Source organism: Scandinavium sp. M-37, from assembly GCF_043558715.1.
Taxonomy (GTDB): Bacteria; Pseudomonadota; Gammaproteobacteria; order Enterobacterales; family Enterobacteriaceae; genus Scandinavium; species Scandinavium vulneris_A.
Genome location: NZ_JBIGIN010000014.1, coordinates 23,890 through 43,708, shown reverse-complemented (window position 1 = coordinate 43,708; position 19,819 = coordinate 23,890). Strand labels below are relative to the sequence as shown.

The window sequence follows — 19,819 nt, the reverse complement described above, 5'->3', positions numbered from 1 at the left end:
CCTCAGATAGACAGCTTGTTGATGCGTTTGCCGCCGTACAACAGGTTTACGATGGCACGGGTGCCGACGATCGCGGTAAACATGGAAGTCGCCACACCGATACCGGTAGTGATGGCGAAGCCTTTAATAGCGCCAGTACCGACCGCGTACAGGATGATAACTTTAATCAGCGTGGTAACGTTCGCATCGAAAATCGAGCTGAACGCGCCGCGATAACCTTCGTCAATCGCCTGCTGAATGGTACGTCCGTTACTGATTTCTTCCTTAATACGCTCGTTAATCAGTACGTTGGCGTCAACCGCAACCGCAAGGGTTAACACGATCCCCGCAATCCCCGGCATGGTCAGCGTGGCCCCCGGCAGCAGCGACATGATACCGACGATCAGTACCAGGTTCGCCACCAGCGCAGAGGTCGCGATCAGACCAAACTTCTTATAGAAGAAGATCATGAAGATGATGGAGATAGCCAGACCGGCCAGACACGCTTCCAGACCCTGCTGAATATTCTGCATACCCAGGGTTGGGCCGATAGTACGTTCTTCAACAATCTGAATCGGGGCAATCAGCGCACCGGCACGCAGCAGCAGCGACAGCTGACGCGCTTCGTTCGGGTTACTGATACCGGTGATACGGAAGCTGTTACCCAGGCGAGACTGGATGTTGGCGATGTTAATCACCTCTTCCTCTTTCACCAGGATGGAACGGCCTTTCGCATCTTTCTTACCGCTGTCTTTGTACTCCACGAACAGGGTCGCCATCGGTTTACCGATGTTGTCCTTGGTGAAGTTAGACATGATGTTGCCACCCGCGCTATCAAGCGAGATGTTAACCTGCGGCTGGTTGTATTCGTCCTGGCTCGAGGTGGAGTCGGTGATATGGTCGCCGGTCAGGATAACGCGCTTGTACAGCACAACCGGCTGACCTTCACGGGTATCTTTCACTTCGGAATCGCCCGGAACGCGACCAGAAGCGGCAGCGGACTGATCGACGGTGGTGTTCACCAGACGGAATTCCAGGGTTGCGGTCGCGCCCAGAATCTCTTTCGCACGTGCGGTGTCCTGAATACCCGGCAGCTCAACCACGATGCGGTCGGCACCCTGACGCTGAACCAGAGGTTCTGCCACGCCAAGTTGGTTAACACGGTTACGCAGGATGTTGATGTTCTGCTGTACGGCATACTCACGCGCTTCGTTCAGACGCGCATCGGTCATCACCGCACGCAGCTGGTTGCTGCCCTGCTTAGAGATAACCAGGTCGCGATGGCGCGGAGTCAGATAATCAATCGCCTGATTACGGGCCGCATCGTCGCGGAACGTAATGCTCAGACCATAGTTATCTTCTTTACGGACGGTAGTGTAGGCGATGCCTTTCTCACGCAGATCGCTGCGCAGGCCATCAATATTCTGTTCCTGCAATTTACCGAGCGCGGTGTCCATATCCACTTCCATCAGGAAGTGTACGCCGCCACGCAGGTCAAGACCGAGTTTCATCGGCTCTGCGGAAATAGCGGATAACCAGCGCGGGGTTGCCGGAGCAAGGTTTAACGCCACGACAAACTTGTCACCCAGCACGCTCATTAACGCTTCACGCGCGCGCAGCTGGATGTCAGTGGAGTCGAAGCGAGCAAGAATTGCGCCCTCTTCCAGTGCCACAGACTTAGCGGTAATTTTTTCTTCTTTTAAGGTGTTCTGGACCTGGATCAGCGTTTGCTCACTGGCGGCGACGCCGCGCGCGCCAGTGATTTGAACAGCCGGATCCTCACCATACAGGTTGGGAAGTGCGTAAAGCAGGCCGACGAGAATCACGACGACCAGCATAATGTACTTCCACAAAGGATAACGGTTTAACACGGCAGTTCCCTTTGGGAAAACAGTAGATTACAGCGCCTTCATCGTGCCTTTCGGCAGAACGGCAGCTACGAAGTCACGTTTAATGACCACTTCGGTGGTGTCGTTCAGTGCGATAGCAATGTAGCCAGCTTCAGCTACTTTGGTTACGCGACCCACCAGGCCACCGTTAGTCAGCACTTCATCACCTTTAGCGATGGAGTCCATCAGCTTTTTATGCTCTTTGGTGCGCTTCTGCTGTGGGCGCAGGATCATGAAATAGAAAATCAGACCGAACACCACCAGCATCAGGATCAGAGACATCGGGCTGCTTTGTCCCGGTGCACCCGTAGCGGCTACCGCATCAGAAATAAAAAAGCTCATTGAATTTCCCTCATTATTAAAATTAATCAACGTTCAACGGTGGAACAGATCGACCCTGACGTTGGTAAAACTCCGTCACAAAGCTCTCTAATTTACCCTCTTCGATAGCCTTGCGTAAACCCGCCATTAAGCGCTGATAGTAGCGAAGATTATGGATGGTATTGAGACGCGCGCCCAAAATTTCATTGCAACGATCGAGATGATGCAAATAAGCGCGTGAATAGTGACGACAGGTGTAGCAATCACACTCGGCGTCGAGTGTGCTGGTGTCGCTCTTATGCTTCGCGTTACGGATTTTTACCACGCCGTCAGTCACGAACAGGTGACCGTTACGGGCGTTACGCGTTGGCATCACACAATCGAACATGTCGATACCGCGACGCACGCCTTCCACCAGGTCTTCTGGTTTACCCACGCCCATCAGGTATCGTGGTTTGTCTGCAGGGATCTGCGGACACACATGCTCCAGAATTCGGTGCATGTCTTCCTTCGGTTCACCTACAGCCAGGCCGCCGACAGCGTAGCCATCAAAGCCAATCTCTACCAGACCTTTGACCGAGATATCACGTAAATCTTCGTAAACGCTACCCTGAATAATGCCGAACAACGCGTTCTTATTATTCAGAGAATCAAAACGATCGCGGCTGCGTTTCGCCCAGCGCAGAGACATTTCCATCGAGCGCTTAGCGTAATCCCAGTCCGCCGGGTACGGCGTACACTCATCAAAGATCATCACGATATCCGATCCGAGATCGTACTGAATTTCCATCGATTTTTCTGGATCGAGGAAAATCGGATCGCCGTTGATCGGGTTGCGGAAGTGAACGCCTGCTTCGGTGATTTTACGAATGTCACCGAGGCTGAACACCTGGAAACCGCCGGAATCGGTGAGGATCGGCCCTTTCCACTGCATAAAATCGTGGAGATCGCCGTGCAGCTTCATGATTTCCTGACCCGGGCGCAGCCACAGGTGGAAGGTGTTGCCGAGGATAATCTGTGCGCCGGTCGCTTCAACTTCTTCCGGCGTCATGCCCTTCACGGTGCCGTAGGTACCCACAGGCATAAAGGCAGGCGTTTCTACAACGCCACGATCGAAGACCAGGCGGCCACGGCGTGCGCGTCCGTCGGTTGTATCCAGTTCAAATTTCATTATTACTCCTGCGTCAGAAAGACAGTCTGACGTGTAAACCCTGCGCCGCGGAGCTTATTCCCCAACGCGTTCTTGAATCGCCGACGGATTGTACGTGATGAACATGGCATCGCCGTAGCTAAAAAAGCGATATTTTTGTTCTACCGCAGACTTATAAGCGTTCATAGTGTTCCGATAACCGGCAAAAGCGGACACCAGCATGATCAGCGTCGACTCCGGCAGATGGAAGTTGGTCACCAGCGCATCAATCACTTTGTATTGATAACCTGGGTAAATGAATATTTGCGTATCCCCGAAGAACGGCTCAATCAGGTCGGTTTTCGCCGCCTGGGCCGCGCTTTCCAGTGAACGGACCGAGGTAGTGCCGACCGCAACCACTTTGCTTCCACGGGCTTTCGCCGCTAACACCGCATCAACCACATCCTGCGGCACTTCAGCATATTCGGAGTGCATGATGTGATCTTCGATAGTATCGACACGCACCGGCTGGAAGGTGCCCGCGCCCACGTGCAGCGTCACGAACGCCATTTCAATGCCCTTCTCACGCAACTTCGCCAGCAGCGGTTCGTCGAAATGCAGACCTGCCGTCGGGGCGGCGACCGCACCCGGCTTCTGGCTGTAGACGGTCTGATACAATTCGCGGTCGGCATCTTCGTCCGGACGGTCGATGTACGGCGGCAGAGGCATGTGTCCGATGGCGTTCAGAATATCCAGCACCGGACGCGCGTCGTTAAACTGCACTTCAAACAGCGCATCGTGTCGCGCCACCATGGTGGCATTGATGCTTTCATCGTCGCCGAGCAGCAGCTCTGCGCCCGGCTTCGGCGCTTTAGACGCGCGAATATGTGCCAGAATACGTTTATCATCGAGCATACGCTCAACCAGCACTTCAATCTTGCCGCCGCTGGCTTTGCGGCCAAACAGGCGCGCCGGGATCACGCGGGTATTGTTAAAGACCAGCAGATCGCCAGGGTTGAGCTTGTCGAGCAGATCGGTGAAAGTACCGTGCGTCAGCGCACCCGTTGGCCCATCCAGTGACAGTAAGCGGCAACCACTGCGCTCCGGCTGTGGATAGTGGGCAATCAGGGATTCAGGCAGTTCAAAAGAAAAATCGGCGACGCGCATGACGGTAACTCGAGACATAATAAAGAGGCGGGTAGTCTAGTGGCAGGCCGCTTTGCCTGCAACCGGTAAGCCTTAATTACGGATAAAGCAAATCATGAATTTTCTCGCTCACCTGCATCTCGCACACCTCGCCAACAGCTCGCTGTCCGGCAATTTACTGGCCGATTTTGTGCGTGGTAACCCGGAAGACGATTATACCCCTGAGGTTGTCAGCGGGATCCACATGCACCGTCGGGTCGATGTGCTAACCGATAACCTGCCGGAAGTGAAGGTGGCAAAGGCGTGGTTTCGCCCACAAACGCGCCGCGTCGCGCCGATCACTCTCGACGTGATGTGGGATCATTTTCTCTCCCGGCACTGGGAAAAGCTGTCTCCGGAGATGTCCCTACCGGAATTCGTACGTTACGCGCAGGCTCAGGTGACGGTGATTTTGCCCGACTCGCCGCCGCGCTTCGTCAATCTCAATGACTATTTGTGGTCTGAGCGCTGGCTCGAACGCTACCGCGAGATGGATTTCATTCAGAACGTATTAAACGGCATGGCCAATCGCCGCCCGCGCCTCGACGCACTGCGAGACTCCTGGCAGGATCTCGATACACATTATGAAAAACTGGAAAACTCGTTCTGGGCCTTCTACCCGCGTATGATGGCTCAGGCGAAGGCCGGGGAGCTGTAAAACTTGCGCTTTATCACAAATTGATTATGCTGAAACCGTTGGAACATAAGAATTGATAGGTAAAACCTGTCTCAGCGATTGTCAGCTTCTCATTGAGTCACCTGCTTCCTCTCCCTATACTGGCCCGCGTTGCGTTCCATTAACCTTATATAATTAGAGGAGAACCTCATGGTTCTGGTAACTCGTCCTGCTCCTGATTTTACCGCTGCAGCTGTTCTGGGTAACGGCGAAATCGTTGATAACTTCAACTTCAAACAGCACACCAACGGCAAACCAACCGTTCTGTTCTTCTGGCCGATGGACTTCACCTTCGTATGCCCGTCTGAACTGATCGCGTTCGACAAGCGTTACGAAGAATTCCAGAAACGTGGCGTTGAAGTCGTTGGCGTTTCTTTTGACTCTGAGTTTGTTCATAACGCATGGCGTAACACCCCTGTCGACAAAGGCGGCATCGGTGAAGTGAAATACGCGATGGTTGCGGACATCAAACGTGAAATCCAACAGGCTTACGGCATCGAACATCCAGACGCTGGTGTTGCTCTGCGTGGCTCTTTCCTGATCGACGCTAACGGCATCGTTCGTCACCAGGTCGTTAACGATCTGCCGCTGGGTCGTAACATCGACGAAATGCTGCGCATGGTTGACGCGCTGCAGTTCCACGAAGAGCACGGCGAAGTGTGCCCGGCTCAGTGGGAAAAAGGGAAAGAAGGCATGAACGCATCTCCTGCGGGCGTGGCTAAATACCTGACCGAAAACGTCACCAAGCTGTAATCAGCAGACGTTATTTGGTAAAAAGGCTCGCATCGCGAGCCTTTTTTGTTTTTCTCTCGCGCTTAAAACGCAAAACACGAACAGCCCAGCACGCCCCAAAACGCCTGGTCGTCTGAAACCGGAATCGCCGACCTGCGCGCAACATCATGCTGATGACCGTGTACCCCGCAGCTACCGCCGCACTGATGCATCTGCACCACAGCGCCAACTTTTGCCGCCACAGGTGGAGCGGAACGGTAATGCCCCGGCACGTTCACTACCGGCGACCAGTCTGGCACAATCGGGATAGTCGGCGGCGCCAGCGGACTGAAATGCCCGGCGGCGTACACCACCTTGCCGTCAACGACCGTCAGCACCGATTCAATGCCTTTGATCTCCTCTTCCGGTACGCGGAAATAATCTTTCGATAACACCGCGATATCCGCCAGCTGCCCCGCCTCAATACGCCCTTTTTTGCCCTGTTCACTGGAGAACCACGCGCTGCCCGCCGTCCACAGCTCCAGCGCTACATCGCGCGGTAAGCGATTATCGTCGTCGTACATCGCCATGCCGCCCACGGTGCGTCCGGAGACCAGCCAGTACAGCGCGGTCCACGGGTTATAGCTCGCCACGCGAGTGGCATCGGTTCCCAATCCTACCGGCACCTCCATCTCGAGCATTTTTGCCACTGGCGGGGTGTGCTTCACCGCATCTTTGCCATAGCGGTCAACAAAATATTCCCCCTGAAACGCCATTCGGTGCTGGACCGCGATCCCGCCGCCCAAGGCTTTCACCCGTTCGATATTACGCTCGGTGATGGTTTCCGCATGATCGAAGAACCAGTGCAGGCCGTTGAACGGGATCTCGCGGTTCACCTTCTCAAACACGTCGAGCATCCGACTGATGGACTCGTCATAGGTGGCATGCAGGCGAAACGGCCAGCGATGTTCCGCCAGATGGCGCACCACCCGTTCAAGTTCATCTTCCATTCCCTCCGGCAGGTCCGGACGAGGCTGGAGGAAATCCTCGAAATCCGCCGCCGAAAATACCAGCATTTCCCCGGCACCGTTGGCACGATAAAAATCGGTACCCTGCCCCGGCTTGAGCATGTCGGTCCAGCGTTCGAAGTCGTCGAGTTCCTGTTTCGGGCGCTGGGTAAACAGGTTATAGGCAATGCGCACCGTCATTTGGCCTTTGGCGTGTAGCTCATCAATCACCTGATAATCTTCCGGGTAGTTCTGGAAACCGCCCCCGGCGTCAATGGCGCTGGTCAGGCCAAGCCGATTCAACTCACGCATAAACTGACGGGTCGAATTGATCTGCATCTCCAGCGGTAGCTTCGGCCCCTTCGCCAACGTTGAATAGAGGATCATCGCATTCGGCTTCGCCACCAGCATCCCGGTTGGATTACCGTTTTTATCACGCACAATTTCGCCCCCGGCCGGATCGGGTGTGTCTTTGGTGTACCCCACCGCCTTCAACGCCGCGCGGTTTAACAGGGCGCGATCGTACAGATGCAGCACAAATACCGGCGTATCCGGCGCGGCATCGTTCAGCTCTTCAAGGGTCGGCATTCGCCGCTCGGCAAACTGAAACTCACTCCAGCCGCCAACGACGCGAACCCACTGCGGGGACGGCGTCCTGTCGGCCTGCTCCTTCAGCATTCGCAGCGCATCGGCAACCGAAGGCACACCTTCCCAGCGCAGTTCCAGGTTGTAGTTCAGACCGCCGCGAATCAGGTGCAGATGCGAATCGTTAAGGCCAGGGATCGCCGTATGCCCTTTGAGATCGACAATCTGCGTGCCGTCTGCGGCATAACACATGATCTGTTCGTGGCTGCCGGTCGCGAGGATCTTACCCTCGGCGATCGCCACTGCTTCCGCCAGGGGGTTGTGCCGATCGAGCGTATGAATATCACCGTGGGTCAGGATCAGTGTGGCATGTTGAGACATAGAGAACTCCTCAAACTGGCTCAGGCTTTTTTAAGCCAGCCAGCGAAAATTCGGGTAACGATGGGCATCCAGAACCAGACGACCAACGCCACTACGCAGGCATCATTGATCAGATGCAGAAGCAAAGAACCTTTCAGGCTCGGAAGCAGTGCTCCGGTGATGTGAGGCACCAGGTTCGTACTCGGGAATATCACCAGCAGGGTTATCAGAAACTGCTTCCAGCGCTTGGGCTGACGTATGTGGGGGGCTGGCGGGGTGAACCAAAACGCGGCCTCGGTACGCACTTCGGTACGATCGCCCTCAGCCAGGAGCGGCGTAATCTCATCCACTAATCGCTGGCGGGTTTCCGACTGGGTCCAACCGTAAAGGTGTTCGAGGGTGTCGAAGCGGATGACGATATTCCACATTCCTTGCCCGTCGACGGGGCGAATCACATTCGCGCCGAGATGGCCCGGATACTCCGCGGCCACGGGCATTATTTTGCCGAGCCACGCTTCATAGGCCGCGCCGTCTTCAGGCCGCAGTGCATGGGTGATAACCAACGTCACATGTTTTTGTTGCGTCATGGTGAAAGGTTCCTGCAAGTGCAAACAGGCGGGCGAGCGCCCGCCGCCAGCGTTACGCTTTACGTTCAGGCGCACCGTGTACCAGCGTGTAGGCATAATCGACCCCCATGCCGTACGCGCCGCTGTGTTCGCGTACCAGGCCCATCACCGCGTCGTAGGTGCCTTTGCGTGACCAGTCGCGCTGGTACTCAAGCAGCACCTGCTGCCAGGTGACCGGGACCGCACCTGCCTGCACCATTCGGTCGATCGCACGTTCGTGGGCATCGACTGACGTCCCACCGGACGTGTCGGTCACCACATAGACCTCAAAACCTTCGTCCAGCGCCATTAACGCCGGGAACGTCAGACAGACTTCAGTCCACAGGGCAGAAATGATGAGTTTTTTTCGCCCGGTGGCTTTCACCGCCTTCACGAAGGCTTCATCTTCCCAGGAGTTCATTGAGGTACGTTCAATCGGTTTGACATCCGGATGCACCGCCAGCAGTTCGGGCCAGATATATCCGCTAAAACTTTTAGTTTCTACCGAGGTATAAATCACCGGTACATTAAATATCTTCCCGGCTTTGGCGAGCGCCACGGTATTATTTTTCAGCGTCTGGCGGTCAATATTCGCCACGCCGAAAGACATCTGCGGCTGATGATCGATAAAAATAAGCGTAGAATTTTGAGGGTCAATCAGTTCACGAATAGACATGAATACACCTTACAATCAATGTGTTAAAGGGATATTTCTTTGCGTGCTATATGCGATCGGGCCCGAATTGATAAAGCAAATTGAGTATAGCGAGGATTGACGACAGGGATATTAAAGATATTTGTTCGCTCTATTGAAATTAACCGAACGACACGGTTTTTATTTTGCGGCAGGCGTTAACGGCCCGCCGCAAATCAGAATTAATTGCCGAACCACACGCTGGCAGAAATGGCGGGTAGCGTCAGCACATCATCCTGCAACGTGCCTTTACCTTCTTTAAGCTGCCACTCTTTAACCGCCAACAGCGGAGACGCATCGAGTACCACTTCGCACGCTTCGCCCCGATTAATCGCCACCAGTACCCGCTGCTGTTTCAGCCCCCGGACAAACACCACCACGTTATCTTCGGCATAAATCACCTGACAGCCGCCGCGGCGCAAGGCCTGCGTCCGGTGGCGCAGTTTGGTCATCCGCTGATACAGCGCCAGCAAATCCAGATCCTGCTGCGCTTTGTTCCACGGGAACGGCTTGCGGCAGAACGGATCGTTATTGCCATCCAACCCCACTTCGTCACCGTAATAAATGCACGGTACGCCGGGCCAGGTAAACAGCCAGACGACCGCCAGCGGCAGGCGTGCCACGTCTTTGCCCAGCAGCGATTTAAAGCGAGCGGTATCGTGACTGTCGAGCTGATTGAACATCCGCAGCTGCTGCTGATGCGACAGGCTGGCGCGGTAGTTATCCATCCACGCCATGCAGGTTTGGGCGTCGATCATCTGTGGATCGTAGGAAATATCGGTATTGGCGAGGAAGCCCCACAGCGGGAAGGTGAAACCGCGATAGTTCATCGCCGCGTCTTCCGCATCGGCCTGTAGCCACTGGCGCGCATCACCGAAATGCTCGCCCAGAATATAGGCTTCCGGCTGCGTCTCTTTTGCCGCTTTGGTGATGCCGGTAATGTGCTGCAGGTTATTGCGCGCCCCGCCTGCTTCCCCGAGCATATGCACCACGTCGAGCCGCCAGCCATCCATGCCCCACGGCGCTTTCAGCCAGTGGCGCACGATGCTGTCTTCGCCGCGATACACTTCATTAATCAGCGTTTCCGAACTGAAATCCAGCTTCGGCAGGCTGGCATAGCCGAGCCAGTCCAGCGCCTGCCCTTCTTCGGAGAAACTGTACCAGTCCCGCCAGTGCGAGGACGGATTGTGACACGCGCCATCGGTGCCGCGATTGTGTCGGTCAAACCAGGCGTGCGAATCACCGCTGTGGTTGAACACGCCGTCGAGCACCAGCCGCATCCCTTCCCGCCGCGTATTATGGCGCAGCCGCAGCAAGGCCTGATCGCCGCCAAACTGCGGATCGACGTGACGATAATCTTCAGTGTCGTATTTATGCACGCTGGGAGCGACAAACACCGGGTTGAGATACAGCGCGGTCACGCCGAGCTTTTTCAGGTACGGCAGCTTTTCACTGATCCCATCGAGGTCGCCACCGTAGAATGTCGACCCGCCCGCTTCGGCGGTAAGCGGTTCATCCCAGTCACGCAGCACGATGTCGCGCCCGGCGGCGTGGTGATAATACACATTATCCTGTTCGGCGCTGCGCGGTTCGGTACGGGCAAAGCGGTCAGGGAAAATCTGGTAAAACACCTGATCGGCAACCCACTGCGGGCCGTCATCGGGTACGTCGACCGCAAACTGCTCCAGACGCGCGGGGGGAAAACGGCTAAATCCCTGCGGGGTAAACCAGCTCTGGCGATTTTCCCAGAGCAATTTGAAGCTATAACGGCGGCGTGCCTGACCGCTGCTTAAATCGATTTCCGCCCGCCAGGCGGTGATGCCCGGGGAGGGTTCGCTGCGCAGACGATGCATCGGCAGCGTAATTTCCTCATTATCTTCTTCCGCCCGCAGCGTTACCCGCAGCGGCGGCGTTTCACCGCTCAGCCACAGCGTAATCGCCAGTCGGTCCTGCTGCTGTTTCAGGAACGGTGCAACAGGAAGATGCCATGCCTTCAACATCGTCATTCCCCTTTGTTCAAAATGCGGTCACCATGCCACAGTCAGGCTGCGTTCGACTCATCATTATGACGTTAATTCGGGGAGGATGTCGGGGGATGAGCACTCCAGATTGACACAAATTTACGATACACTGTTGTTACTCAGTTGTTATATCCGTTGCGACAGAAGAGATGCGCAGTGCCTAATTTCGATTTACAGGACCTCTACGCCTTTACGGCGTTATGCGAACACGGCAGCTTTCGCTTCGCGGCGGAGGCGATTTGCATTTCGCAGTCGGCGCTCAGTCGCCGTATTGAAAAACTGGAGTCGGCGCTGGGCGTGCGCCTGTTCGACCGCACCACCCGCAGCGTGACGCTGACCCAGGTAGGCCGGACCTTTGCCCCGCGAGCCCAGCAGCTACTGAATGATTTTGACGATGCGCTAAGCGGCATCAGCGACCCGATGTTTTATGGCAGCGGCATTGTGACCGTGGCCTGCATCCCTTCCGCCGCCTATTACTTTATGCCTAAAGTGATCGCGCAGTTTCGCCGTCGGTTTGCCAAAGCACGCATCAAACTGGTGGATACCAGCGCCGGGAACGTCTATTCCGCCGTGCATAACCGACAAGCCGATTTTGGCCTCAGCTTTCTCTCCAGCGCGGAATCAGACCTGACGTTTATGCCGCTGGTGGACGAAACCTATCAACTGGTCTGTCACCAGGACCACCCTTTCGCGCAGCTTCCCTCGCTGAGCTGGCAGGACTTTTTTAACGCCGACTATATCTGGCTCAATAAATCTTCTGGCAACCGGCATTTGCTCGATCAGGCACTGGTCGATATCCCCGTCCGACGCCCGGCGGTGTGCGAAACGCGCCACGTGACCACGATGATTGGGATGGTTGAAGCTGGGCTGGGGGTTGCCGCCGTGCCATCCATGGCGTTCCCTGAGGGCGGGCATTCTTCGCTGGTGCTCAAGCCGTTGACCGACCCGATGATTAAACGTCAGGTCGGATTGATCAAAAAAGCGGGTGTGACCCTCTCGCCGCTGGCAAGCGAGCTGGAGACGATCATTACCGGGCTGTTTCTGCCGTAGCGGTTAAGGTATCCAGACCGGTCTCACGGATCGTGGCCTGCACCTGCGGCGAGGCCAGATAGCGCAACAGCTGCCGGGCGTCAGCCTGATGAGCGGACCCGGCCACGGCAGCCCCGGCAAAGCGGGTGACATACTGCACCGATTCAGGAATGCGTCCCGCAAACTCGACCCCCTTGACCGGGAGCAGTTCACTCACCTGCTGAAACCCCAGGGCATAATCACCTTTCGCCACCACCGAGGCGACGGGGATTTTTTCGATCATTTTGGCCTTCTGCTGTACCAAATCGGCAATGCCTAACTGACTAAACAATTCCGTCTGGACGTAGCGCCCACTGGCGCTGTCGGAATAAGCGATCGACCTGGCGTGAAGCAATGTCGCTTTCAGGGCCTCGACGGTGCTGATATCCGGTTTTACCGCGCCTTCGCGGACCACCATGCCAATGCGCGAATCCGCCAATTCTTCCCGGCTCCCCGGCGCTATTTTTCCTGTTTGCTGGAGCTTATCCAGCGCATAGCCCACCATGATCACCGCATCCGCCGTTTGCCCCTCCGCCAGTCGACGAGGAATCGCTTCCGGGGAGTTCCCCATCGACGGGCCATGAATGATACGTACCGTATCGCCGGTTGCGGCTTCGTACTGCGGGGCCAGTTTATCCAGCGCCGCCGAAAAACCACCAGAAATCATCACCGTAATCTCTGTAGCATTCACCGTCAGGCTGGCGTTTCCCGCCAGCGCAACCGCGATCCATAGCGTCAGTCTATTCATGATGCGGTGCCTTAATTGAATGATTTTTGGGTGTTCCAGCTATGGCTGGATGCACGGTGATAGAGATACAGCGTGGCAAGCAGGGCGCAGATTGCCGCGAAGCTCATCCAGTAGCCGGGGGCCGCTTTATCGCCGGTAAACTGTATCAGGGCGGTGGATATCGCAGGCGTGAAGCCACCAAAAATGGCGGTCGCCAGGCTGTATGCCAGTGAAAATCCGGCCACCCGCACTTCGGCAGGCATAATTTCAGTCAGCGCCGGGATCATCGCCCCGTTATACAAGCCATAGATAAACGACAGCCACAGCAGAACCGCCAGCATCATGCCGAAACTCGGCGCATGGGCGAGCACGGTAAGCGCGGGCCAACTGGTGAAAATAGCCAGCAGCGTCATCGCCACCAGCACCGGTTTACGGCCAAAGTGGTCTGAGATAGCGCCGCCAATCGGCAACCAAATGAAGTTTGAAATGGCGACCAGCAGCGTGACCAGCAGGCTATCGGAGGCACTTAACAGCAGCACTTTTTTGCCAAACGTTGGCGCGTAAACGGTTATCAGATAGAACGCCGTGGTGGTCATTGCCACCATCAGCATACCGGCCACCACCACGCGCCAGTTGGCCCACAGGGTTTTCAGCGCCTGGTTCAGGGGCAGATGCTCCTTGCGGGTGGCAAAGGCTTCCGTTTCCGTCAGTTGACGACGCAGAACAAAAATAAACGGCACGATCAGGCAGCCAACCACGAACGGGATCCGCCATCCCCAGGCCTGTAGCGCCTCGGCCCCCATAAATTCGTTGAGTAAATAACCAAGCGAAGCCGCAACCACAATCGACACTTGCTGGCTGCCGGACTGCCAACTGGTGTAGAACCCTTTGCGGCCCGGGGTGGCAATTTCCGCCAGATACACCGACACCCCACCCAATTCCGCCCCGGCGGAGAAGCCCTGCAACAGCCGTCCGCACAGCACCAGGAACGGTGCCCACAGGCCAATCGTTTCATAGCCGGGGATCAGCACAATCATAAAAGTGCCCGCCGCCATAATCGACAGCGTCACAATGAGCCCGCGACGGCGCCCGACTTTATCGATCCACGCCCCCAGCACCACCGCGCCAATCGGACGCATTAAGAATCCCGCGCCGAATACGGCAAAGGTCAGCATCAGCGAGGCGAACTCACTCTCCGCCGGAAAAAAGGTGTGGGCGATGTAGGTGGCATAAAAACCGAACAGGAAGAAATCGAACTGCTCGAGGAAGTTTCCCGAGGTGACGCGCAAAATCGCCAGGGCCTTCGCACGGAACAGTGAAGTATCAGCAGTTACAGGCATCTCGCCCTCCGTAATCAATAAAAATTAACATATTTAACTTTTAATCAACCATGAGAGTGCGCTATCTGCTGCCCGCGCATAAGTGCATTTCCCGCATCTATTCATGTGCAGGACGCATCAATAGCGGTCAAAAAAGCGCTTAAGCGAGGAATTACTGTGCGAATGAGTGAAAAACAACCGATCGGGGCGGATCGCTATTTGTGATTGAAGACACGTTTCAGGGGGGAGAGGTGAGGCGGTAAACATCCCGGCGACAGATTGCCGCCGGGAGGAAAGATGACTAAGCGAGGGCCCGCCGACGGTCGCGACGCACTTTAAACTGCCAGCCAATCAGCAGCAGCACAATCCACGCGAAGCCGACGTACAGTGAAATACGGGTGTCCGGATGCCAGCCAATCAGCACGATGATAAACACCAGGAACAGCAGGCCGACGAGGGTGGTGAACACCCCGCCCGGCACCTTAAACTTCAGATCTTTCACTTCTTCCGGCGACAGACGGCGACGGAACGCAATCTGTGACAGCAGGATCATGATCCACACCCAAACGGTGGCAAAGGTCGCCAGCGATGCGATCACCAGGAACACGTTCTCCGGCATGATGTAGTTCAGATACACCGCCAGCAGCAGCGCCACGGTCATCACCGCCACGGTCACCCACGGCACGCCGCGACGTGAGGTTTTGGCGAAGACCTTAGGCGCACTGCCCTGCTCCGCCATACCGTGCAGCATACGGCCTACGCCAAACACATCGGAGTTAATCGCCGACAGTGAGGCGGTCAGTACCACGAAGTTGAGGATGCTTGCGGCAAAGGTGATGCCCATATGCTGGAAGGTCATTACGAACGGGCTGCCGTTGGTGCCGACCTGATTCCACGGATAAATCGACATGATCACGAACAGCGTCCCGACGTAAAACACCAGGATACGCATCGGCACCGAGTTAATCGCGCGCGGAATCGACTTCTCCGGATCTTTGGCTTCACCGGCGGTGATGCCGATGATTTCAATCCCGCCGTAGGCAAACATCACCATTTGTAGCGACATCACCATCCCAAGCCAGCCGTTGCTAAAGAAGCCGCCGTTGCTCCACAAATTATGGATGCCGGTCGGCTGTCCACCGTTGCCAATCCCCCAGATGATGATGCCGAAACCGGCGACGATCATCACGATGATGGTGGCGACTTTGAAGAACGAGAACCAGAATTCCAGTTCACCGAACACCTTAACGCTCATCAGGTTGATGGAGCAGATGAGCAGCACCACGCTCAGCACCCAAATCCAGTGCGGCACCGTCGGGAACCAGACGCCCATGTAAATACCGAACGCGGTCACATCGGCGATGGCCACGATCAGGATTTCGAAACAGTAGGTCCAGCCAGTGATATACCCTGCCAACGGGCCTAAGTTGTCCTGAGCATAGCGCGAGAACGAGCTGGCAGACGGGTTGTGCACTGACATTTCGCCGAGCGCACGCATGATGATGTAAGCGGCAACGCCGCCAATGAGGTACGCCAGCAGCACGCTGGGACCGGCCATTTTAATGGCGTCTGCCGAGCCATAAAAAAGACCGGTACCGATTGCCGATCCGAGCGCCATAAAGCGAATGTGACGGGCGGTAAGCCCACGCTTTAGCTTGTTATTGGTTTCCATAAATTCCACTGCCTGTACAAAAAACAAAACCACGGAGCCGATGGCCCCGTGGTTAATTTCAATCCTCGTCCGCTAATTAATGCGCGCTGGAGGTCACCTGACGGCCTGCTGCGCGATCCCATCCCATCGCCAATACGGCGGCGACGATAGTTGGCATCAGCCATGCCAGACCTTGCTCGGCCAGCGGCAGATGCGCGGTCCAGGCTGGCAGAATGTCGGCGAATGCAGAGGCTTTCACACCGTCCAGCAGACCGAACACCAGGCTGATAAACATCGCCGGGGCAATCACGCGGGACGAATTATGCCACCAACCGCGGGTAAAACTTAATACTACCAGTGCGATACAGGGCGGATAAATCGCCGTCAGCACCGGAATTGAAATCTGAATCAAGTGGCTGAGGCCCAAATTGGACACTACCATCGAGAACAGACCCAGGATAAACACCAGTGAACGGTAGGACAGCGGCAGGTATTGGGAGAAGAACTCCGCACAGGCGGTGGTCAGGCCAACCGCGGTAACCATGCAGGCGATGAAAATCAATGCTGCCAGCAGGAAGCTGCCCGCGCCACCAAAGGTGTGCTGCACATACGCATGAAGAATCGCCGCGCCGTTAGCGTTTTGGTCAACCAGGGTCGCACTGTCGGAACCCAGACGGAACAGGGCCAGATACAGCAGGGTCAAACCCACACCCGCCATCAGGCCAGCCCACACGGTATAACGGGTCAGCAGACGCGCTTCGGTCACACCGCGAGAACGCGCGGCGTTAACGATAACGATGCCGAACACCATCGCGCCGAGGGTGTCCATGGTCAGGTAGCCATTCACGAAGCCGTTAGAGAACGGTGCGGTCTGGTAGGCATCCAGCGCATGGCTGATAGAGCCTGCAGGCCACATCAACGCGGCAACAGAAAGCACCACCAGGGCGACAATTTTCAACGGTGCCAGGAAGTTGCCTACGGTATCGAGCAGTTTGCCCGGATAGAGTGACACCAGGATAACCAGTGCGAAATAGATAACGCTGTAGATAAGCAGCGGCAGTGCGCCGTCACCGGTCAGCGGCGCGATACCGACTTCAAACGAAACGGTCGCGGTGCGGGGGGTCGCAAACAGCGGCCCTACCGCCAGATAGCACACCACCGCCAGCAGAATGCCCGCCACTTTGCCGATTGGCGTGCTGAGGCTATCGACCCCGCCACCGACTTTTGCCAGCGCAACGATGGTCAGAACCGGCAGGCCAACGCCCGTAATCAGGAAGCCTAAAGCCGCAGTCCAGACGTGCTCGCCTGCCTGCAAACCGACCATTGGAGGGAAGATAATGTTGCCCGCGCCAACGAACAACGCAAAGGTCATAAAGCCCAACGCGATGATATCGCGTGATTTTAACTGATGGGTCATAAACTCTTTACTGCCTGTGGATGTGGTGTTGAAAGAAAAAAATCGTCGCGCTAATCCTTGCGGAACCGATGCGGAAAAGAACAACTATGGCGAATAATGCAGTGGGAAACACTCCCAACGTTCGCGCGCAAAGAATAGTTATTGGGTTTATCGCGCAAAGGCAGTCAGACTGCGACTGCATGGGGGGCAATTTAAACGCTTATAACGTTTTAAAGCAATAAGGGATCGTGAAACCAGAGGATTATAGCAAGATCGAATTTACTCTCAGCATGATTAACCGGATTTACGAAAAACCTCTGGCCAATCATGCGAACAAAAAAGCAACAGACGTTCGTTAATTGTTCGCCGTCTGGTTAACTGGAAAGTTAAAAAACCGGCTTGCGACGGTCTTTGTCAATTTTTCCTGACATCCCTGCCATCAATCGCTTTTTTTGGCAATTAAACGTTCCGGCAACAGGAAGCTAAAGCGGGTCATTTTGCCGGGGATGCTTTCGATATCGAGGCGACTTTCGTGATGATTGACCGCATGTTTGACGATAGCCAGCCCTAAGCCACTGCCGCCGGTTTGCCGGGAACGGGCTTTATCGACGCGGTAGAAGCGCTCCGTCAGGCGTGGAATGTGTTCCGGCCCGATACCCGGCCCGTTATCTTCCACGCTGAACAGCGCCCCGTGCGGCGCGCGTTGCCAGCGCACACTAATTTCCGTGCCTTCCGGGGTATGGTTTACCGCGTTATACACCAGGTTGGAGATGGCGCTGCGCAGTTGCTCCTCGCTCCCCAGCACCTGCAAGTCGTCTTCAACATCGAAATGCAGAGTATGCTTCTGCTGGCTGAGCGTTTGCGCCTCGCGCTCCACGACCCGTAGCATCATCGGCACATCTATCTTTTCGTTTAGCGCCGCCAGCGGAGCGGCTTCAATACGCGATAAGGTGAGTAGCTGACGCACCAGGCCTTCCATGCGCTGGGTTTGTTCGCGCATAGTGTGCAGCGCTTTTTCACGCGGCGCACCTTCCAGCGTCTGCTCCTGCATCATCTCCAGATAGCCCTGCAACACCGTTAGCGGCGTGCGCAACTCATGGCTGACGTTGGCAAAAAAGTTCCGCCGGGCACCTTCTAACTGGTGCATTTGGGTCACGTCGCGCGCCACTAAAAGGAGCTGTTGTTCGCTGTAGGGCATCACGCGGATTTCCAGATGCCGTCCGGTGTTGAGCACCAGATTGAGCGGTTTGCTGAAATCGCGGGATTTGAGATAGCGGGAAAATTCAGGATAGCGCAGCAGGTTGAGGATATTTTGTCCGTTATCGTCCGGCCAGCGCAGATTCAGCATCTGCTGAGCCAGGCCGTTACACCAGAATATTGCTCCTTCCTCGGTGGTCAGAACCACCGCATCGGGCAGCGATTCCGCCCCGCTACGAAAGCGTTTGATCAGACTACCCAGCTCGCGACGACGCTTTTTATTACGCATCTGCATCTGGTGCAGGCCGTACAGCAACGGTTCCCAACTGCCACTGCCCGGCGGAGGGGTCATGCTGCGGTCGACCCATAACCACCACGACAGACGCAGTAAGTTCCAGAAATGCCAGACCAACAGTCCGGTCACAGCCGCCAGTAAAAACCACGGCAGATACCCGAAAATTGCCCCGAGGATCAGGGCCGGAATACAACAGAGGATCAGCTCAAAAACCAGCCTTTTCCATGACAGCCGTTCAAGCACGGGTCACACTCCAGTCAATTATCAGAAACGGGCTGAAAAACGATAACCCGTGCCGCGAACGGTTTGCACCATCCGGTCGTGACCGCTGTGTTCCAGCGCTTTACGCAGGCGACGGATATGCACATCCACCGTTCTGTCTTCTACATACACGTTGGTGCCCCAGACGTTGTTCAGCAGCTGTTCGCGGCTGTACACGCGTTCCGGATGGGTCATGAAGAAGTGCAGCAGTTTAAACTCGGTCGGCCCCATGTCCAGCGGGTTTTCACCGGTCATGACCCGATGGGAAGATGGGTCGAGGCTCAGACCCTGCATTTCAATCACCTCTTCCACCGCCATTGGTGAGATACGACGCATCACAGCTTTAATACGCGCCACCAGCTCTTTCGGCGAGAAAGGCTTGGTAATGTAATCGTCAGCCCCGGTTTCCAGGCCACGCACCCGGTCTTCTTCTTCGCCGCGCGCGGTCAGCATCACCACCGGGATATCGCGCGTCATCGACTCGCGCTTCAAATGCTTAATAAACTGAATGCCCGATCCCCCCGGTAGCATCCAGTCGAGCAGGACCAAATCAGGCCACGGCTCGTTCAGTTGATTAACCGCACTATCATAATCTTCCGCTTCAACCGGCTGAAAGCCATTTTGCTCCAGGACGAAGCACACCATTTCGCGAATTGGAGCTTCATCTTCAACGACCAGAATACGTCTCGCCATTATTTATCCTGTTTATTAATCATATGCGTATTATTCGGCGTCATTATGCG

The 19,819-nt window shown here is 55.8% G+C and carries 17 protein-coding genes; 3 read left to right on the top strand and 14 right to left on the bottom strand.

Annotated elements, in window-relative coordinates:
• Positions 1-2: 2 nt before the first annotated feature.
• The 4 genes from secD to queA are packed head-to-tail and all read right to left on the bottom strand — an operon-like array spanning position 3 to position 4,485.
• Complete coding sequence (gene secD / locus ACG0Z5_RS11955) at positions 3-1,850, bottom strand: protein translocase subunit SecD (RefSeq protein WP_394447610.1); 1,848 nt, start codon at positions 1,848-1,850, stop codon at positions 3-5.
• Positions 1,851-1,877: 27 nt separating this feature from the next.
• Positions 1,878-2,210, bottom strand: a complete 333-nt coding sequence (yajC, locus tag ACG0Z5_RS11950) for a preprotein translocase subunit YajC (protein ID WP_097161468.1) — start codon at positions 2,208-2,210, stop codon at positions 1,878-1,880.
• Positions 2,211-2,232: 22 nt separating this feature from the next.
• Positions 2,233-3,360, bottom strand: coding sequence for a tRNA guanosine(34) transglycosylase Tgt (tgt, locus tag ACG0Z5_RS11945; protein ID WP_319626678.1), 1,128 nt, complete (start codon positions 3,358-3,360; stop codon positions 2,233-2,235).
• Between the two features lie 54 nt (positions 3,361-3,414).
• A complete protein-coding gene (gene queA, locus ACG0Z5_RS11940) occupies positions 3,415-4,485 on the bottom strand; it encodes a tRNA preQ1(34) S-adenosylmethionine ribosyltransferase-isomerase QueA (protein ID WP_319626971.1) in 1,071 nt (356 codons plus the stop codon).
• Positions 4,486-4,579: 94 nt separating this feature from the next.
• Between queA and acpH the strand changes: the two genes are divergently transcribed.
• Together acpH and ACG0Z5_RS11930 are read left to right on the top strand one after the other, a co-directional pair.
• On the top strand, positions 4,580-5,161 hold the full coding sequence (gene acpH, locus ACG0Z5_RS11935; RefSeq protein WP_394447608.1) for an ACP phosphodiesterase: 582 nt from the start codon (positions 4,580-4,582) through the stop codon (positions 5,159-5,161).
• Between the two features lie 168 nt (positions 5,162-5,329).
• Complete coding sequence (locus ACG0Z5_RS11930; RefSeq protein ID WP_319626676.1) at positions 5,330-5,932, top strand: peroxiredoxin C; 603 nt, start codon at positions 5,330-5,332, stop codon at positions 5,930-5,932.
• Positions 5,933-5,994: 62 nt separating this feature from the next.
• Here the strand turns inward: ACG0Z5_RS11930 and ACG0Z5_RS11925 are convergent, their stop codons facing one another.
• The 4 genes from ACG0Z5_RS11925 to malZ all read right to left on the bottom strand — a co-directional run bounded on the left by ACG0Z5_RS11925 (position 5,995) and on the right by malZ (position 11,141).
• Complete coding sequence (locus ACG0Z5_RS11925; RefSeq protein WP_394447607.1) at positions 5,995-7,863, bottom strand: amidohydrolase; 1,869 nt, start codon at positions 7,861-7,863, stop codon at positions 5,995-5,997.
• Between the two features lie 20 nt (positions 7,864-7,883).
• On the bottom strand, positions 7,884-8,429 hold the full coding sequence (locus tag ACG0Z5_RS11920; RefSeq protein WP_394447605.1) for an antibiotic biosynthesis monooxygenase: 546 nt from the start codon (positions 8,427-8,429) through the stop codon (positions 7,884-7,886).
• A gap of 52 nt (positions 8,430-8,481) precedes the next feature.
• Entirely contained in the window at positions 8,482-9,123 is a 642-nt protein-coding gene (locus tag ACG0Z5_RS11915) for a hydrolase (RefSeq protein WP_394447604.1), read from the bottom strand.
• Positions 9,124-9,323: 200 nt separating this feature from the next.
• Positions 9,324-11,141, bottom strand: a complete 1,818-nt coding sequence (malZ, locus tag ACG0Z5_RS11910) for a maltodextrin glucosidase (protein ID WP_394447602.1) — start codon at positions 11,139-11,141, stop codon at positions 9,324-9,326.
• Positions 11,142-11,318: 177 nt separating this feature from the next.
• Between malZ and ACG0Z5_RS11905 the strand changes: the two genes are divergently transcribed.
• On the top strand, positions 11,319-12,212 hold the full coding sequence (locus ACG0Z5_RS11905; protein WP_394447600.1) for a LysR family transcriptional regulator: 894 nt from the start codon (positions 11,319-11,321) through the stop codon (positions 12,210-12,212).
• Here ACG0Z5_RS11905 and ACG0Z5_RS11900 read toward each other — a convergent pair.
• The 6 genes from ACG0Z5_RS11900 to phoB all read right to left on the bottom strand — a co-directional run bounded on the left by ACG0Z5_RS11900 (position 12,190) and on the right by phoB (position 19,769).
• Positions 12,190-12,978, bottom strand: a complete 789-nt coding sequence (locus ACG0Z5_RS11900) for a substrate-binding domain-containing protein (protein WP_394447598.1) — start codon at positions 12,976-12,978, stop codon at positions 12,190-12,192. The two genes, ACG0Z5_RS11905 and ACG0Z5_RS11900, sit on opposite strands and share 23 nt — an antisense overlap.
• Positions 12,979-12,989: 11 nt before the next feature.
• Positions 12,990-14,297, bottom strand: a complete 1,308-nt coding sequence (locus tag ACG0Z5_RS11895; RefSeq protein WP_394447596.1) for an MFS transporter — start codon at positions 14,295-14,297, stop codon at positions 12,990-12,992.
• A gap of 280 nt (positions 14,298-14,577) precedes the next feature.
• Positions 14,578-15,948: a proline-specific permease ProY gene (gene proY / locus ACG0Z5_RS11890; protein WP_394447594.1), complete on the bottom strand. Its 1,371-nt coding sequence runs from the start codon at positions 15,946-15,948 to the stop codon at positions 14,578-14,580.
• 76 nt (positions 15,949-16,024) lie between these two features.
• Positions 16,025-17,344: a branched-chain amino acid transporter carrier protein BrnQ gene (gene brnQ / locus ACG0Z5_RS11885; RefSeq protein ID WP_394447592.1), complete on the bottom strand. Its 1,320-nt coding sequence runs from the start codon at positions 17,342-17,344 to the stop codon at positions 16,025-16,027.
• Positions 17,345-17,762: 418 nt separating this feature from the next.
• Positions 17,763-19,058: a phosphate regulon sensor histidine kinase PhoR gene (gene phoR / locus ACG0Z5_RS11880; protein ID WP_394447589.1), complete on the bottom strand. Its 1,296-nt coding sequence runs from the start codon at positions 19,056-19,058 to the stop codon at positions 17,763-17,765.
• Positions 19,059-19,079: 21 nt separating this feature from the next.
• Positions 19,080-19,769: a phosphate response regulator transcription factor PhoB gene (gene phoB, locus ACG0Z5_RS11875; protein WP_319626665.1), complete on the bottom strand. Its 690-nt coding sequence runs from the start codon at positions 19,767-19,769 to the stop codon at positions 19,080-19,082.
• Between the last annotated feature and the right edge of the window lie 50 nt (positions 19,770-19,819).

What these genes read in the sequence shown, in the direction of transcription:
- ACG0Z5_RS11930 (WP_319626676.1), top strand. Translation starts at nt 5,330, where the DNA reads ATGGTTCTGGTAACTCGTCCTGCTCCTGATTTTACCGCTGCAGCTGTT.
- ACG0Z5_RS11920 (WP_394447605.1), bottom strand. Translation starts at nt 8,429, where the DNA reads ATGACGCAACAAAAACATGTGACGTTGGTTATCACCCATGCACTGCGG.
- acpH (WP_394447608.1), top strand. Translation starts at nt 4,580, where the DNA reads ATGAATTTTCTCGCTCACCTGCATCTCGCACACCTCGCCAACAGCTCG.
- ACG0Z5_RS11895 (WP_394447596.1), bottom strand. Translation starts at nt 14,297, where the DNA reads ATGCCTGTAACTGCTGATACTTCACTGTTCCGTGCGAAGGCCCTGGCG.
- ACG0Z5_RS11900 (WP_394447598.1), bottom strand. Translation starts at nt 12,978, where the DNA reads ATGAATAGACTGACGCTATGGATCGCGGTTGCGCTGGCGGGAAACGCC.
- ACG0Z5_RS11915 (WP_394447604.1), bottom strand. Translation starts at nt 9,123, where the DNA reads ATGTCTATTCGTGAACTGATTGACCCTCAAAATTCTACGCTTATTTTT.
- yajC (WP_097161468.1), bottom strand. Translation starts at nt 2,210, where the DNA reads ATGAGCTTTTTTATTTCTGATGCGGTAGCCGCTACGGGTGCACCGGGA.
- ACG0Z5_RS11925 (WP_394447607.1), bottom strand. Translation starts at nt 7,863, where the DNA reads ATGTCTCAACATGCCACACTGATCCTGACCCACGGTGATATTCATACG.
- brnQ (WP_394447592.1), bottom strand. Translation starts at nt 17,344, where the DNA reads ATGACCCATCAGTTAAAATCACGCGATATCATCGCGTTGGGCTTTATG.
- phoB (WP_319626665.1), bottom strand. Translation starts at nt 19,769, where the DNA reads ATGGCGAGACGTATTCTGGTCGTTGAAGATGAAGCTCCAATTCGCGAA.
- tgt (WP_319626678.1), bottom strand. Translation starts at nt 3,360, where the DNA reads ATGAAATTTGAACTGGATACAACCGACGGACGCGCACGCCGTGGCCGC.
- queA (WP_319626971.1), bottom strand. Translation starts at nt 4,485, where the DNA reads ATGCGCGTCGCCGATTTTTCTTTTGAACTGCCTGAATCCCTGATTGCC.
- malZ (WP_394447602.1), bottom strand. Translation starts at nt 11,141, where the DNA reads ATGTTGAAGGCATGGCATCTTCCTGTTGCACCGTTCCTGAAACAGCAG.
- proY (WP_394447594.1), bottom strand. Translation starts at nt 15,948, where the DNA reads ATGGAAACCAATAACAAGCTAAAGCGTGGGCTTACCGCCCGTCACATT.